Annotated in this window: 12 protein-coding genes; 4 read left to right on the top strand and 8 right to left on the bottom strand. The window is 58.8% G+C overall.

All coding sequences use genetic code 11. The features are described from left to right. Positions 1-17: 17 nt before the first annotated feature. Both ACQ4N7_RS09830 and ACQ4N7_RS09835 read right to left on the bottom strand, forming a co-directional pair. Complete coding sequence (locus ACQ4N7_RS09830) at positions 18-395, bottom strand: helix-turn-helix domain-containing protein (RefSeq protein ID WP_430711432.1); 378 nt, start codon at positions 393-395, stop codon at positions 18-20. A gap of 29 nt (positions 396-424) precedes the next feature. Further along, complete coding sequence (locus ACQ4N7_RS09835; RefSeq protein WP_430711524.1) at positions 425-589, bottom strand: type II toxin-antitoxin system HigB family toxin; 165 nt, start codon at positions 587-589, stop codon at positions 425-427. Between the two features lie 142 nt (positions 590-731). On the opposite strand from ACQ4N7_RS09835, the gene cbiD reads away from it, so the two are divergent. Both cbiD and guaA read left to right on the top strand, forming a co-directional pair. Further along, on the top strand, positions 732-1,856 hold the full coding sequence (gene cbiD / locus ACQ4N7_RS09840; protein ID WP_430711433.1) for a cobalt-precorrin-5B (C(1))-methyltransferase CbiD: 1,125 nt from the start codon (positions 732-734) through the stop codon (positions 1,854-1,856). 338 nt (positions 1,857-2,194) lie between these two features. After that, a complete protein-coding gene (gene guaA / locus ACQ4N7_RS09845) occupies positions 2,195-3,742 on the top strand; it encodes a glutamine-hydrolyzing GMP synthase (protein ID WP_430711525.1) in 1,548 nt (515 codons plus the stop codon). Between the two features lie 189 nt (positions 3,743-3,931). Here the strand turns inward: guaA and rpe are convergent, their stop codons facing one another. After that, positions 3,932-4,642: a ribulose-phosphate 3-epimerase gene (gene rpe / locus ACQ4N7_RS09850; protein ID WP_430711434.1), complete on the bottom strand. Its 711-nt coding sequence runs from the start codon at positions 4,640-4,642 to the stop codon at positions 3,932-3,934. A 117-nt stretch (positions 4,643-4,759) separates the two neighbouring features. After that, positions 4,760-5,941: an aldo/keto reductase gene (locus ACQ4N7_RS09855; protein ID WP_430711435.1), complete on the bottom strand. Its 1,182-nt coding sequence runs from the start codon at positions 5,939-5,941 to the stop codon at positions 4,760-4,762. A gap of 307 nt (positions 5,942-6,248) precedes the next feature. Here ACQ4N7_RS09855 and ACQ4N7_RS09860 point away from each other — a divergent pair, with 307 nt between their 5' ends. Next, on the top strand, positions 6,249-7,103 hold the full coding sequence (locus ACQ4N7_RS09860) for a manganese catalase family protein (protein ID WP_430711436.1): 855 nt from the start codon (positions 6,249-6,251) through the stop codon (positions 7,101-7,103). 317 nt (positions 7,104-7,420) lie between these two features. Here ACQ4N7_RS09860 and ACQ4N7_RS09865 read toward each other — a convergent pair whose 3' ends face one another. From ACQ4N7_RS09865 to rpiA, 3 genes are all read right to left on the bottom strand, one after another. Beyond that, positions 7,421-9,061, bottom strand: coding sequence for an MFS transporter (locus ACQ4N7_RS09865; protein ID WP_430711437.1), 1,641 nt, complete (start codon positions 9,059-9,061; stop codon positions 7,421-7,423). 15 nt (positions 9,062-9,076) lie between these two features. After that, positions 9,077-10,900 carry a mechanosensitive ion channel family protein gene (locus ACQ4N7_RS09870; RefSeq protein ID WP_430711438.1) on the bottom strand — a complete coding sequence of 608 codons (1,824 nt, stop codon included), beginning with the start codon at positions 10,898-10,900 and terminating at the stop codon, positions 9,077-9,079. A 360-nt stretch (positions 10,901-11,260) separates the two neighbouring features. Next, the gene (rpiA, locus tag ACQ4N7_RS09875; protein WP_430711439.1) at positions 11,261-11,968 is read right to left on the bottom strand and encodes a ribose-5-phosphate isomerase RpiA; all 708 of its coding nucleotides are present in this window, start codon (positions 11,966-11,968) and stop codon (positions 11,261-11,263) included. A 225-nt stretch (positions 11,969-12,193) separates the two neighbouring features. Between rpiA and ACQ4N7_RS09880 the strand changes: the two genes are divergently transcribed. Continuing rightward, complete coding sequence (locus ACQ4N7_RS09880; RefSeq protein ID WP_430711440.1) at positions 12,194-13,114, top strand: alpha/beta fold hydrolase; 921 nt, start codon at positions 12,194-12,196, stop codon at positions 13,112-13,114. Between the two features lie 65 nt (positions 13,115-13,179). Here ACQ4N7_RS09880 and ACQ4N7_RS09885 read toward each other — a convergent pair whose 3' ends face one another. After that, complete coding sequence (locus tag ACQ4N7_RS09885) at positions 13,180-14,265, bottom strand: protein kinase domain-containing protein (protein WP_430711441.1); 1,086 nt, start codon at positions 14,263-14,265, stop codon at positions 13,180-13,182. Positions 14,266-14,468: the final 203 nt, after the last annotated feature.

Consider the following 14,468-nt stretch of genomic DNA (forward strand, 5'->3'; position numbering starts at 1 on the left):
GGGTTCAGTTTCAATTATTAAATAAATAGGGCTGGAGACACATGGAAAAAAGCCCCGAGTACTTTAGCTTGAGCTTTACTAATTGTTCGCTTGCCGTTGATGATTTCAGAGACTACGCCCTTAGAGCCAATCATGGGCACCAGATCAGCCTGCCTCAAATCTCGTGCCTCCATCAAGTGGCGCAAAACTTCGTGAGGCGTCACAGCTTCTAGCTTTATCTGATCAATTTGCTGTTCTTCATAGTCTTCGATCAGCGTAGCCAGGAGAGTGACAATAGCCGATTCTTCAATGCTCAAGGATTCTCCTTGATCTAGAAGGGTTTCTAACGCTGCCAGAGCCTCGTTATAGGCTGCCTCAGACTGAATCACCTGGGGCTGATAAGCGGCCAGCAGCATACCGTAGGATTCGCGATTGAGGGTGAGTATCATACCTTCCACTTACCTTTGTCGTATTCTTGATGAGTCAAAAGAAAACGATAGTAAATAACTTGAGCCTTGAAGTTACAAATCACAATGAGTCGATAGCTCTTGATGTTAAACACCAAAAATTTTCCTACCTGGTCTACTGAGCGATCGTAGGTTTTTCTGATGTCGTCTAGGCTTGCTCAGTGGGCTTGCTTTACTACCATGCACCAGGCTAGTACACCCTTCTGACTGTCAACAGGGTAGGCTTGGGCGTCTTTAATGATATTAGTCTTTTTAATCAATCTCACCGCAAGGTGCTCAGTTCGTATGGATACTACTCTACCTCTACCGCGCTCTGGCTATACGCTGCCGGTGTTTGCCTGCGCTGGGGCTGTGGCCGCGCTGAGATGTTTGTTAGATTCTGGCGATCGCTCCGCCACCATCATCCTCGATCTGCTCAACCCACCCCAGCCCGCCGACATTCCCATCGCTCAGCTGGCCCCCTTGCCCGATGGCTCGGTGCTGGCGATCACCCACAGCGACCCCGGCGACAATTTGGACCTTACCCGCCACACGCCGATCTGGTCGCTGGTGGCCTGGGGGCAGAGCGATCAGCCAGAGCCGATTCAGATTGAGGGAGGCGAGGGGGTGGGGCGACAGGTCAACCAGGCGAATGCTCCGGCCATCTATCGCTACGCCAGGGCGTTGATCATTCACAACCTGACTCCGCTCATTCCCCCCGGCAAAACCCTGCGAGTGACGATTATTTTGCCGGAGGGCCGGGCGCTGGGCGATCGCACCTCTAACGCCGCCTTTGGGGTGGTCGAGGGGCTTTCGCTGCTGGGTACCGCTGGCCTTTCTGAACCCCTCAGCGCCCCCGGTCAGCTCGATCAGGCGCGAGATGTCCTGCGGGATAAGGCCGCCCGGTACCGTCACCTGGTTTTTTGCCTGGGCGAAAACGGTCTGGATTTAGCTGTGCAGTTGGGGATCGAGGGCGATCGCCGGGTCAAGACCGCCAACTGGCTGGGGCCAATGCTGGTGGAAGCCGGGCAGTTGGGGGTGGCTGGCGTGCTGCTGCTGGGCTACCACGGCAAGCTGGTCAAGCTGGCTGGGGGCATCTTTCACACCCATCACCACGTCGCCGACGGTCGGCAGGAAATTTTGGCGGCCTGCTGCGCGGCGGTAGGGGTGGAGTTGCCCCTTGTTCAGAGCATTTTGACGGCTAAAACCGTCGAAGCGGGGCTAGAGATTTTGCGCCAGCAGGAGGCCGCCCTGGCCCAGCTGGTCTATCAATACATGGTCGATCGCATAGACGAGCGGGCTGCCGCCTACGTCTATGCCCACGCGGCCCAGTCCCTGATCGTGGGAACGATGGTGTTCGATCGCCAACGACAGATTGTCGCCCAGAGTCATCTAGCCAAGGACTTGTTCAATCAAGTTTTGGTAGACTAGAAGGAATAACTTTTTATAAAACGTCCATAACATCTGCATAAACACCCCGCGTTTGCTGCCCTTGGGCAAACGCTCCGCTTCTCTCTTGATGGATTCTGTTCGATTGCAGACCGTTTAATCTGGACGTCGATCGCCTCGAACGGTACCGCCAGAAGACGATTTAGAGCCAGGTTATGGCCTGGTCTTTTGGCTTTTCTCCCCTCGGCTCAACGCTGAGGTCTTTTATGTCCAATCGTCAAACTTCCCGAGCCCACCACCGCAGGATTTAACCCGTGACCCTTCAAACTGAACCTACCACCCACTTTGGGGAAGACTCCCTGCCCGAGGTCAACCGCCAGATGCTGGTCATTCTCGACTTTGGCTCCCAATACTCTGAACTGATCGCCCGCCGCATTCGCGAGACCGAGGTGTACTCAGAGGTGCTCTCCTACCGCACCACCGCCGAGCAGCTCAAGCAGCTCAACCCCAAGGGCATTATTCTCTCCGGCGGCCCCAACTCTGTCTACGACAACGGTGCGCCCCACTGCGACCCAGCTATTTGGGACCTGGGTATTCCGGTGCTGGGGGTGTGCTATGGCATGCAGCTGATGGTGCAGCAGCTTGGCGGCCAGGTCGACCGGGCCGAGCGAGGCGAGTATGGCAAGGCTGAACTTTTTATTGACGACCCCACCGACCTGCTCACCAACGTCGAAGAGGCCACCACCATGTGGATGAGCCACGGCGACTCGGTGACTCGCCTGCCCGACGGCTTTGAGGTGCTGGCCCACACCCACAACACCCCCAGCGCTGCCGTCGCTGACCACGCCCGCAAGCTCTACGGTGTGCAGTTTCACCCCGAGGTGGTGCATTCCAAGGGCGGCATCGCTCTAATTCGCAATTTTGTTTACCACATCTGCGAGTGCCAGCCCACCTGGACCACCGAAGCCTTTGTGGAGGACGCCATTCGCGAGGTGCGGGCGCGGGTGGGCGACAAGCGGGTGCTGCTGGCTCTCTCGGGCGGGGTAGACTCCTCGACGCTGGCCTTTTTGCTGCACCAGGCGATCGGCGACCAGCTCACCTGTATGTTCATTGACCAGGGCTTTATGCGCAAAGATGAGCCCGAGCGCCTGGTGAAGCTGTTTGCCGAGCAGTTTCACATTCCGGTGATTCATATCAAGGCGCGCGATCGCTTCCTCGCCAAGGTAGAAGGCATTACCGATCCCGAAGAAAAGCGCAAGCGCATCGGCCACGAGTTCATTCGCGTGTTCGAAGAAGAGTCAAAGCGGCTTGGCCCCTTCGACTACCTAGCCCAGGGCACCCTGTATCCGGACGTGATCGAGTCTGCCGATACCAATGTCGACCCCAAAACCGGGGAGCGCGTGGCGGTGAAGATCAAGAGCCACCACAACGTCGGCGGTCTGCCCAAAGACCTGCAATTTAAGCTAGTAGAACCCCTGCGCAAGCTGTTCAAAGACGAAGTCCGTAAGGTGGGCCGCTCCATCGGCCTGCCCGAGGAGATTGTGCGGCGTCAGCCCTTCCCAGGGCCGGGGTTAGCCATTCGCATCATTGGCGAAATCACCGAAGAGCGCCTGGAAATTTTGCGTAACGCCGACTTTGTGGTGCGCGATGAGATCGCCAAGCAGGGCATGTACCACGACTTTTGGCAGGCCTTTGCGGTATTGCTACCCGTGCGCAGCGTGGGCGTGATGGGCGATCAGCGCACCTACGCCTACCCGATTGTGCTGCGTCTGGTCAGCAGCGAAGACGGCATGACCGCCGACTGGTCGCGGGTGCCCTACGACCTGCTAGAGACGATCTCCAACCGCATCGTCAACGAGGTCGATGGGGTTAACCGGGTGGTTTACGACATCACCTCCAAACCGCCTGGCACCATCGAGTGGGAATAGAGCTTAGCGGCGGAACGCTGGCTGAGCGGAGTCGAAGCCAGCGTTCTCTGAGCGGAGTCGATGTTCTCTGAGCGGAGTCGAAGAGAACCGCTGGCTCAAGACACAAGCCGTTCTCAAAATAAAATAAAAGGGGGAGGTGATTTGCAAATCACCTCCCCCTTTTTGTTCAGGCTGTTCGCCTTACGGATGCTAAACAGTAGCCAGCTCAGGCGCAGGGCGCTTGCTGTTGCGAATGCCTTCGATCGCCGCCGCATAGTCGGGCGCGTTAAACACCGCCGAACCGGCAACGATCGCGTTGGCCCCAGCCTCCAGCACCTGCCAGGTGTTGTTCACCTTGAGGCCGCCGTCTACCTCAATCCAGGGGTTGAGGCCGCGCTCGTCGCACATATTGCGCAGGGCACGCACCTTATCCACCATGGTAGGAATAAAGCTTTGACCGCCAAAGCCGGGGTTGACGCTCATAATCAGCACCAGGTCGCAGAGGTCGAGCACGTTTTCGATCAGCGATAGCGGGCTGCCGGGGTTGAGCACCACGCCCGCCTCTTTGCCCAGCTCTTTGATCTGGCCCAGGGTGCGGTGCAGGTGGGGCGAGGCATTGTGCTCGCAGTGCACCGTGATGATGTCAGCGCCAGCCTTGGCAAAATCGGCCACGTACTTCTCGGGTTCGACAATCATCAGGTGCACGTCGAGAGGCTTTTGGGTAACGGGCCGAATGGCATCGACAATCAGGGGGCCGATGGTAATGTTGGGCACAAAGCGACCATCCATCACGTCGACGTGAATCCAGTCAGCGCCAGCTTCGTCAACGGCTTTGATTTCCTCGCCCAGGCGGCTGAAGTCTGCCGACAAAATTGACGGGGAGATCACGACAGAATTTTTGTTGGAAGAAGTATGCGGCATGGTGGATGGTTCTCCTGTGCGTTTGTGACCATCGTAACAAAGTCTTAAAATCACTTCTCACAAAACTTGAGGAATTGCGGCAATTCCCCATCAATATATGGTGAAGCCCTGGGATCGCTACGCATTCGACAGCCGCGCCATGGCCTGCCCCGCCAGCCGGTTGTGGGTCTCGGCCAGCAGGTGCGGAATTTTGTCGGCGTGGGGGCTGCGGCGCAGACACTCAGACAGATCCACCTGGTCTAAATTCTCAGCCTTTTCGCCGGGGAACCAGTGGCCTGCGTTGCCCAGCATGTTGTAGCGGGCCTTGCCGTAGTCTTCCATGTCGAAGGCGAGCAGCAAATTCCGCAGCCGCAGAATGGCGGGAATGTTGATGTTGCCGGGGGTTTGCTCGGGGCTGGGCAGGCCGATCGCCCAGGTGCGCAGCCAGTCTTCGCCCAGTATGGCCTGGGCGTGGCGGTGCAGGCGATCTAGGACGGGCGTTAGATGTAATTCGGCCTCTTTCAGCAATGGCAAGGCCTTCAGGTGCTCGTCAAAATCGCTGGGCCGCGCCGCCCCAATGCTGAGGGTGTGCACCTGGGGGTGGCTGAGGCAAAACAGATCGTTAAACACCAGCGGGCTGAGCGGGTCGCACAGCTCTACCAGCCTGGCGGGCGGGCTGTACAGGTGCCCCCCTTTGTCTGACGGGCTAATGATAAACACGCCCAGATCGTGGCGCTGGGCCAGGTCGATCGCAGGCCAGTTGTCTTGGTTGATGTAGTACCAGTGCAGGTTGACGTAGTCAAAGGCATCGGAGGCGATCGCCTGCTGAATTACCACCGTCGGCGCATGGGTCGAAAAGCCAATGAACCGCACCCGCCCCTGGCGCTGAAACTCCCGCGCCACCTCCATACAGCCGCCGGGGCGCAGGGTCCAGTCCAGCAGCTCTGCCGTGTTGATACCGTGGATGCCGAGCAGATCCACCGTTTCCAGCTTGAGATTGTCCAGCGATTGAGCGAGGTGCTGGCGAAACTCGGCGGGGTCGGCGGTGGGAGAAACTTTGGTTTGCACGATCAGGCGGCTGCGGTCTAACTTCGGCAAAATCTGCCCCAGCTGAATTTCGGAGGTGCCGTAGCCCCGCGCCGTTTCGATGTGGTTAATGCCCACCTCCAGCGCGCGGTGAATCGTGGCCTCCAGGTTCTGCTGATTTTTGGTCGGAACGTCCGCCAGCGGCACGTCTTTCCACGAGTGCTGGTAGCGCATACCGCCGCAGGAAAACACGGGCATTTGCAGCTCGGTGCGGCCAAAGCGTCGATATTGCATAGAAGTTTGAACTGGCGAAGGATTATCCCTCACGGTAAGCAAGGAGCTGCTGGTTGTAAAGGTTAGCTAAGGCTGGACTGGGTTCGGCACGTCGGGCGATCGCCCTTTAGGAGCGTAAAGCTGGTCGGCATTACAGCCAGATAGATCTTTAGCAGGAGAAGGCTCTACAGCTATAGGGACAGATTTATTCGGCCTAAGTTTTGATGCCCCTTTTGAGAGATGGGGAACAGGTTCTATCCCGCAACTATGAAAGCAGAAAGGAGCAGATTTTCTACGCTCCTACTCTGTTGATCATTGGAAAAATTTCATGTTTTACCATAAGAAACGCCTCCAATATTTCACCAAGCCAGAAAATCCCGATCCGGTTTATGCCAAGCAGCTGCAAGAGCTGATCGGCGGGCCTTTTGGTGAAATGTCTGTGATGATGCAGTACCTGTTTCAGGGCTGGAATTGCCGAGGTCCTGCAAAGTACAAAGACATGATGCTCGATATTGGTACCGAGGAAATTGGCCATATTGAAATGCTGGCCAACTTGATTGCTCATCTGGTCGACAAAGCTCCCCCGGATGTTCAAGAAGACGCCGTAAAAGATCCCATTGTTGAAGGGGTGATGGGGAGCATGAAAACCGAAGACATCATCATGGGCAGCATGAACCCTAAACATGCTGTGATGTCGGGCGGCGGTGCTCTGCCTGCCGACAGCGTGGGCTATCCCTGGAACGGCAACTATATTGTCGCCTCAGGCAACCTGATGGCCGACTTTTTCTCTAATGTGCAGGCCGAAGCCCAGGGCCGCCTGCAGGCCGTGCGTCTGTACGAAATGTCTACCGACCCCGGCGTAAAAGATACCTTGAGCTACATGATCGCCCGCGATACCATGCACCAAAATCAGTGGCTGGCTGCGATCGAAGAACTCAAGGCCGATGGGCTAGAAAGCCTGCCCGTGCCCAGCCGCTTCCCTCAGTCTCAGGAGAAGCAGGACGCCTCTTACACCTTCTGGAACCTGTCGGAAGGCACCGAAAGTAAGGAAGGTCGTTGGGCAAAAGGCCCCGCCCCCGACGGCAAAGGCGAATTTAAGTATCTGGAAAACCCAGAAGGCCAAAGCCCCATGGGCGAGGCCCCAGTGCCCAATCCTAAGCTGTACTCTACGCCTAAGCAGTAGAGCATCACCTAGGATCAGCCGTCTCGATGTCGGTGATATGGCTACAGTCAATTGGATTAAGACGGAGCAAGACTTCCATTCCCGTGGCCACGGGAATCCATTAGAGAGCATCTACTCCCGCGTGGATTCTCGAGCAAGCGGGAATGACGGTCAAGAGTCATTTGATAACACGTCCTAATCGTGACGGCTACGGCTATAGTTTTAGGGGTCAGGTTCCTTGCCGTACCGAGGGAACCTGACCCCTCAGTGCGTCTTGCTCTACTTCAAGCGCTCTTACCCGCTCTAGTATTCGCTCATAGCGCTGCTGCCGCACCGCCTTACTCAATCGGGGCCTCGATCGTCTTGACCGTTTTGGGCAGCAGAAACGACAGGCCCAGACACAGCAGGCACAGAGCCAAAATCACCAGCAGCGTGCTCTGCATCGCCTGCACCGCCGCCGTTTGCAAAATGCCGCTGAGGGCGGGCTGAATCGAGTCGGGCAGGTGGTCAAAGATTTGGCGGCGATCGCTGCGCCGCAGGGTTTGAATCGCCACCTGCAAAGAGCGAATGGCGCTGCGCCGCACCTCCGGCGTAACCGACTGCCCCAGCTCGGCCAAAATGCCATCCACAATTTTGAGCGAGGCCAAACTGACCAGCATCGTGCCCAAAACGCCTCGCCCCAGCGAAGCGCCCAGGTTTTGAAAGGGACGGTAGACCCCGCGCGCCTCGGCTTTTTGGTCTTTGTGAGTATCGGCAAAGGTGAGCGAGGTAATGTAGGTGGCAAACAGGCCCGTGCCGGCCCCCATTACCACCAGGGCGGGCAGCAGCTCCAGGGCCGTTACCGGGGGGCCAATGGCGGCCCACAGCATGGCAATACCCACTGCCTTGACCACCAGTCCCGACTGCAGCAGGTAGCGAGGCGGCAGCTGGGGCCGCCGCTTGACCAGCAGCAGCAGTACGGCCAGCTGAGCCACGGTAAAGGGAATCACCGCAACAGAGGTCTGGATGGGATTCAGCCCCATCACCGCTGGCATAAACTGAAACAAATTGAACTGTACCCCCACCGTGGTCATGGTGTGCAGGGTGCCAATGGCCAGCCCCAGAGTGTAAATGCGGCGGCTAAACACCCCCAGCCGCAGCAGCGACGGCTGCCTCTGGCGGGCCCGACCCCGCTCCCAAAAGATCAGTATCCCCAGGCAAATTAGCCCCACCGTCATTAGCACCGGGGCCGCCGAAATGCCAAAGGGGGCCAGCACAAAATCGAGGGTTTGAGGGTCGCCCTTGGGCTGCCACCAGCCCAGTTCCGAGGCCAGGCTCAGCCCCACCAGGGTCAGCCCAAACCCTGCCACCGAGAGCAGCCCCCCCAGCCAGTCGGCGGGCAGCGTCTGGGCCGGAGTGGGTACCGCGATCGATCGCACCAGCCACCAGATGAGCGGAATCAGCCCCAGCTCAAAGGCAAAGGCCCAGCGCCAGCTAAAGTCAAAGGCCATCACGCCGCCGGTAATCGAGCCAACCAGGGCACCAAGTACCCCCGCGATCGCCAGGGCCACCAGTCCATAGCGCTGAATGCCTTCGCCGGGGAAGGTATCCATCAGGGCGACAGGGGTACTCATCAGCACGGCTCCCGCCACGCCAATGCACCCCGCCAGCCCCAGGGTAAACAGACCAATATTCGAGCTGAGCACAATCACCACCAGCCCCAGGGCAAAGAACCCGAGGGCGATCGCCAGCACCGGTCGTCGTCCCAGCCGTCGGCTCAGGTTTTCGGCGGTGGGGGTAAACGAGGCCGTCACCAGCGACATCAGCACCAGGGCCGACTGCACGTAGCCCACGCTGGAGTTAAACTCCTGCACCAGGGGCGGCATAATCGGCTGCACCACCCCAATCGTGTACGACAGCATAAACAGAATCAGGCACAGCCCCAGCGGCTGGCCCCAGGTTGCTAAAAATGGCTGCCGCAGGGCTGGTGGAGTGACCATCTGCATCTAGAGGGGTTAGGAACCGTTGGTATCTGGCTTAGACTCCTTGACCCTAGACTCTCCCAGCGGCGACTGACCGTTGCTGCCCTGCACCACAAAGGCGGGGGCGGCGTAGTCGGCGGCCAGGTAGTCGGCGGGAATGGTGGAGTGGTTGCCGTCGCGCAGGGCCGAGAAGGTGGGCGACAAAATTTCAATGTCGGCGGCGTTGCAGTAGTCCTGAATGTTTTGGTGCAAATGGGAGTAGATTACCGGCATCTTCTGCGGGTAAACGGTGTAGGCGTTGAGCTCGTAGCTAACGTTGAAGTCGTTGAGCGCGGTTTGCAGCACAAAGGGCTCAGGCTCAGGGCTGATGTCGGGGGTAGCCAGGGCGGCCTGGATTAGCACCTCATGCACCTTGCGCCAGGGCAGGTCGTAGCCGAGGGTAATGGTAGTGTGCAGCAGCAGATACCCGTGCGATTCGCGGCAGATGGCGCTGTAGTTGGTGACGTTGCTGTTGAGCACCGAGGCATTGGGAATGGTGACGGTTTCCTGTTTGGGCGTCAGCACGCGGGTCACAAACAGCGATTTGTCCTGTACTTCGCCCACAATGTCGTCAATGCGAATAAAATCGCCCAGCTGAAAGGCGCGGGTGTAGATCAAAATAATGCCCGACAGAGCATTGGCCACTGCCGATGACGAGCCCAGGGTGAGCAACGCCCCCAAAAAGATTGAAATTCCCTGGAACGCCGGCGAGCCAAACCCCGGCATGTACGGCCCGGCAATGACGAGCGCGATCGCCACAATCAGCAGCGTCGCCAGCCGAATCGTCGGCTGAACCCACTCGGGGTAAAACCAGGGGTAAACATCGTGACGGCCCAGCTCAATAATCACCTGCCGGGCAAACTCAATCACGTAGTAGGTGACAAAGGCAATCACGCCAAGCATGGCCAGCTCGGGCAGGTAGGCCACAAACCCCTGGGCCAGCAGGCTGAGGCGAAAGGCCATATCCTGCAGCAGACTGTCGCCAAACTCTGCCGTCGCCGGAAACTGGCTCAGCACGAAGGGCACATACAGGTACAGCGCTAGCAAAATGAGCCCAGGGCGCAGCAGACGCACCAGCCCGCCTAGCAAATAGCTGGTGGCCCCAGACCCCAAAACCTGCACCGACTGAAAGCGAATGGCCAGGGTATTGGCGTTGCGCCGCTGCTGAATATAGGTCAGCAGCCTGGAGCTGCCAAACAAAATTCCTCTCAGCACCAGAAACACCACAATGGTGCTGAGAATGGTCATGCCCAGGCTGGTGGCAATGCGCTGAATGCTGCGCTGCTCACGGTAGATCACAATTCCCTGCCGAATTCGCGCTACGGCCTCCGCCGCCAGCTCAGGGTGGGAGCGACCATCGTAGGCTCCAACATCCTCCTGGCGCACGGTAAACAGCACGGTGTCGCCCGCCAGCACCACGCTCTGGTTTGCTTCGGTCTCGGCGCGAATGGTGTCGGGGGCCAGGGTAGAATCAGCCGCGATCGCCCTCACCCGCTGGGTAATAATCGCGGCCCGCTCCTCAGCCGAAGTCACCCCCGCAATCCCCAGCTTGACGTAGAACAGCGGCTCTCCATTCAGCATCACCGGAAAGCCATCGACCACGTTGCCAACCACCGCCTGTGAGGGAACCGGGCTGGCGTTCTCGCCCCCAGGGTGATCTACCTCAGCCTGCTCTATCCCAGCGTTTTCTGAGGTTGGGGCTGTTAAGTCTCCAGTGGCTAGGGTGGGCGGCACGATCACCAGCAGCACCATCGCCAGGCTCAGCAGCCAGCCTCTGAGCTGTCGCTTTTGAACGCGCCAATCTGCTAAAAAACCCATAGCGTTGATTGCTAGTTGGCCGTAGACAATAAATCCCAGACTGAGCTGGGTATAAGCAGTGTATGACGACTGACCGCTGGGCCGACAAAATCATGTGTTTCCTTAAAAAAACGGGCGATCGCCCCTCCGTCCGATCTCCACACGCCCCGCACATCGCACGCTGAAACGCTTCAGCAAGTAAGTTGTTGTCAGTAAAGTGACCAGATGTAGGTTGCGGTTGATTACCGTTGGCGAAGCCTTGCCAAAGATAATCAACCAACTCCATGTGCACAGTTCATGGCACGCTGTAGCGTCACAATCAAAAAGCCGAGGGCCAAACGAATCGCAGCCCTCGGCTATTGACACACAAAATTTGAGGTCCTACAGCTTGCGAACGCTGGCCTGGCCGTCTTTGACTTCGCCCACCAGTACTTCGGTAGCCACACCCACAAACAAGCCGTTATCGAGCACGCCAGGGATGTTGTTGATCGTCTTCTCTAGCCCCGCCGGGTCATCGATCGCATCAAATTTCACATCCAAAATCATGTTGCCCTGGTCGGTGATCACCGGGCCGTCTTTTTTGATGCCCATGCGCAGGTCGGGCTTACCGCCCAGGGCCTCTAGCGCTTGGGTGACGGGGGTAACGGCCAGGGGCATGACTTCCACGGGCAGGGCAAAGGTGGTGCCCAGCTTATCCACCAGCTTCGAGCTATCTACCACCACGATAAATTCTTTGGCCAGAGAATCTACAATCTTCTCGCGGGTGTGGGCCGCGCCGCCGCCCTTGACTAGGTTCATCTGGGGGTCAACCTCGTCGGCTCCGTCAATGGCCAGAGCGATGTCGCCACATTCGTCGAGGGTGGTCAGGGGAATGCCGTACTGCTTGGCCAGCACCGACGCCTGAAACGAGGTGGGTACGCCCTTGATGTTGCTGATTTCGCCCGCCGCCAGCCGCTCGCCAATAAACTGGATGGCAAAGGCCGTGGTTGACCCCGTGCCCAGCCCCACCACGGTATTTGACTGCACCCGCGCCGCCGCCTGGCGACCCACTTCCTGCTTCATCAGCTTAACAGGATCCATTTCAGCCATAGCTCTGTTTTCTCCGTACGCTGCGTTTTCGGTCTCTAGCATGACCTAAAGCGGTGCGGCTGCATAGGGTGAGGGGATGTTGGAGGGTAGGTGGGTGGATGAGGGGATGGGTGGATAAGGGGATGGGTGGATAAGGGGATGCCGTTAGCTACCATCGTAGGGTGGGCATTGCTCACCATTCCTGCTTGCCTGCCATTCCTTCGTTTCTGCAAAGAGCTGTGTTCTGTGCATCAACTCCCGACGCTGCTGAGTAGTCTGCCTTCTACCCTGAGCCAGTCTGGCTACCAGCGCTTCTGGCACTGGCGGGGCTGGCGGGTGCGCTACTGGTTTCACCCAGGGCCAGCGAATGTGGACCTACCGCCGCTGCTGCTGATTCATGGGTTTGGGGCTAACCTGAACCAGTGGCGGCACAATCTGCCTGCGCTGAGTCGGGTGGCTCCGGTCTACGCCATCGACCTGCTGGGCTTTGGCGATTCTGAGAAGGCAGCCACCCTCTACGGCGCAGAGCTGTGGGCGGCGCAGGTGGCCGATTTCATTCAGGGTGTGATTGGTCAACCCGTGGCGCTGGTCGGCCATTCTCTAGGGGCGCTGGTGGCGCTGACGGTAACCCACAACCACGACGACTGGGTCAGGCAGCTGGCGATGGTTACGCTGCCGCTGGAGGGCAACCGCGAAGATTTGGTGCCGGGCTGGATCGCGGCCCTATCGCTGCGGGTCGAGAGCCTGGTGGCCAACCCGCTGATGATGCGATCGCTGTTTGCCCTCATCCGCCGCCCCAGCTTTTTGCGTCGAGCGCTGGCGGGCATCTACACCGTGGCCGATCGCGTCGATGATGACCTGGTGAACCTGTTTGCGCTGCCCACGGGCGATCGCGGCGCAACCCGCACCCTCTGCTATCTGGTGCGATCGCGCACGGCACCCAGCTTTAGCCCCTCGGTCAAAGACATGCTGGCCACGCTAGCGGTGCCGACCCTGCTGCTGTGGGGCGACCAAGACCGCGTGGTGCCCGTCGCCCAGTCGAAGGGGCTAACCGACCTCAGCCCGCTGCTGACCCTGGAGGTGCTGCCGGAGGTGGGCCACTGCCTCTACGACGAAACCGACGCCGACTTTAACCAGCGTCTGCTGAGCTGGCTCCAGACAGCTTAGCGCAGGATTCCAGCCGGTGCATCGCTAGCGCGGATGCACCCTACGGGTTGTCTACGCTGCCGCGCCTAGGGCAGTGACACTGGACCTGCCGGACGGCCATTCTGGCCTCGGCTCAGCGATCGCTTGGTGCGCCATTTGCGAATTGCCTGGGCCTCGCGCTGAATGGGGGTGAGATAGGCATCGGGGTTGAGCACAACCTGATCGTCATTAGGGCTATAGGGGGGGCGATCGCGGGTGTTCATGCAGCCTGCCAGGGCTTCGAGGTGGGGCTCTAGCTCCAGGGCGCGCTCTAGCTCATCTACGGTGGTGTAGCGATCGCGGGCATCGGGCATCAGCATTTTGTCGAGCACCATGGTCAGGTGGGGGCTAACGGTAGCGGTGTGGTGCCAGCGAATAGCGCCCGTCTGAGGATCCTGGTCAAACTCGATGGGGGTGCGGGCCGTCAGCAGGTAGAGGCTGGTGATGCCCAGGGCGTAGATGTCGCTGGCGTAGCAGGGGCGCAGGGCCAGCTGCTCAGGCGGGGCAAAGCCGGGGGTGCCCACAAACTGGGTGGCCGGAGCCTGCATCGAGACCTGGTCTTCGACATCGGAGAGAAACTCGCGCACGGCCCCAAAGTCGATCAGCACCAGGCGGCGATCGCGCTCGCTGCGAATGATGTTGGGGGGCTTAATATCGCGGTGAATGATGCGGTTGCGGTGAATGAAGCGCACCACTGGAATAATTTCGCGCAGAAAGTACTTCACCTGGGCCTCGGTCAGTCGACCCTGGCGACGCACTTCCTGCGCCAGAGTTTCGCCGTGGATGTAGTCTTGCACCAGGTAAAACTCGCCCCCGGTGGTGAAATAGTCGAGCAGCTGTGGAATTTGCGAATGGCTGCCCAGGCTGGCCAACGCCCTGGCCTCGCGGCGAAACCGCACCTTGGCTCGCTCTAGCGATAGCTCGCTGCCCGCCTTGGGGCAGAGCTGCTTGATTACGCAGTAGGGCTCACCCGGCAGGGTCGCGTTTTGGGCCAGATAGGTCACCCCAAAGCCCCCCTGGCCCAATTTCTTGAGCACGCGATAGCGATCGCGAAACAGCCGATGCGACTGGTAGTAGTTGCGAATTTCAGAGTTGGCTGCGCGGTCTAGGGATTGTCCTGGTGGATTAGCCATAATGTGTGTTCCTGGCCTCAAGCGAGGGGAAGATGCCTTTTCCCAGTTTAATCAGTAGCCTATTGGGCACTAGGCCCAGCTGCGGTGTAAAAATGCACAGGAACTCAAAAACGGAACGAAGGAGCCGACCGCAGGACGGCGTTTATCTCACTTAGACTAGCAATTTTCTCAACAATACCTAGAGATTTAGGGGTGTGTCAGCA

The sequence above is a fragment of the Nodosilinea sp. AN01ver1 genome (genome assembly GCF_050565655.1).
Lineage (GTDB): Bacteria > Cyanobacteriota > Cyanobacteriia > Phormidesmidales > Phormidesmidaceae > Nodosilinea.

Excerpts from the sequence above, each read along its gene's own strand:
- rpe (WP_430711434.1), bottom strand. The coding sequence starts at position 4,642 with ATGCCGCATACTTCTTCCAACAAAAATTCTGTCGTGATCTCCCCGTCA.
- guaA (WP_430711525.1), top strand. The coding sequence starts at position 2,195 with ATGCTGGTCATTCTCGACTTTGGCTCCCAATACTCTGAACTGATCGCC.
- cbiD (WP_430711433.1), top strand. The coding sequence starts at position 732 with ATGGATACTACTCTACCTCTACCGCGCTCTGGCTATACGCTGCCGGTG.
- ACQ4N7_RS09870 (WP_430711438.1), bottom strand. The coding sequence starts at position 10,900 with ATGGGTTTTTTAGCAGATTGGCGCGTTCAAAAGCGACAGCTCAGAGGC.
- rpiA (WP_430711439.1), bottom strand. The coding sequence starts at position 11,968 with ATGGCTGAAATGGATCCTGTTAAGCTGATGAAGCAGGAAGTGGGTCGC.
- ACQ4N7_RS09885 (WP_430711441.1), bottom strand. The coding sequence starts at position 14,265 with ATGGCTAATCCACCAGGACAATCCCTAGACCGCGCAGCCAACTCTGAA.
- ACQ4N7_RS09830 (WP_430711432.1), bottom strand. The coding sequence starts at position 395 with ATGCTGCTGGCCGCTTATCAGCCCCAGGTGATTCAGTCTGAGGCAGCC.
- ACQ4N7_RS09860 (WP_430711436.1), top strand. The coding sequence starts at position 6,249 with ATGTTTTACCATAAGAAACGCCTCCAATATTTCACCAAGCCAGAAAAT.
- ACQ4N7_RS09855 (WP_430711435.1), bottom strand. The coding sequence starts at position 5,941 with ATGCAATATCGACGCTTTGGCCGCACCGAGCTGCAAATGCCCGTGTTT.
- ACQ4N7_RS09865 (WP_430711437.1), bottom strand. The coding sequence starts at position 9,061 with ATGGTCACTCCACCAGCCCTGCGGCAGCCATTTTTAGCAACCTGGGGC.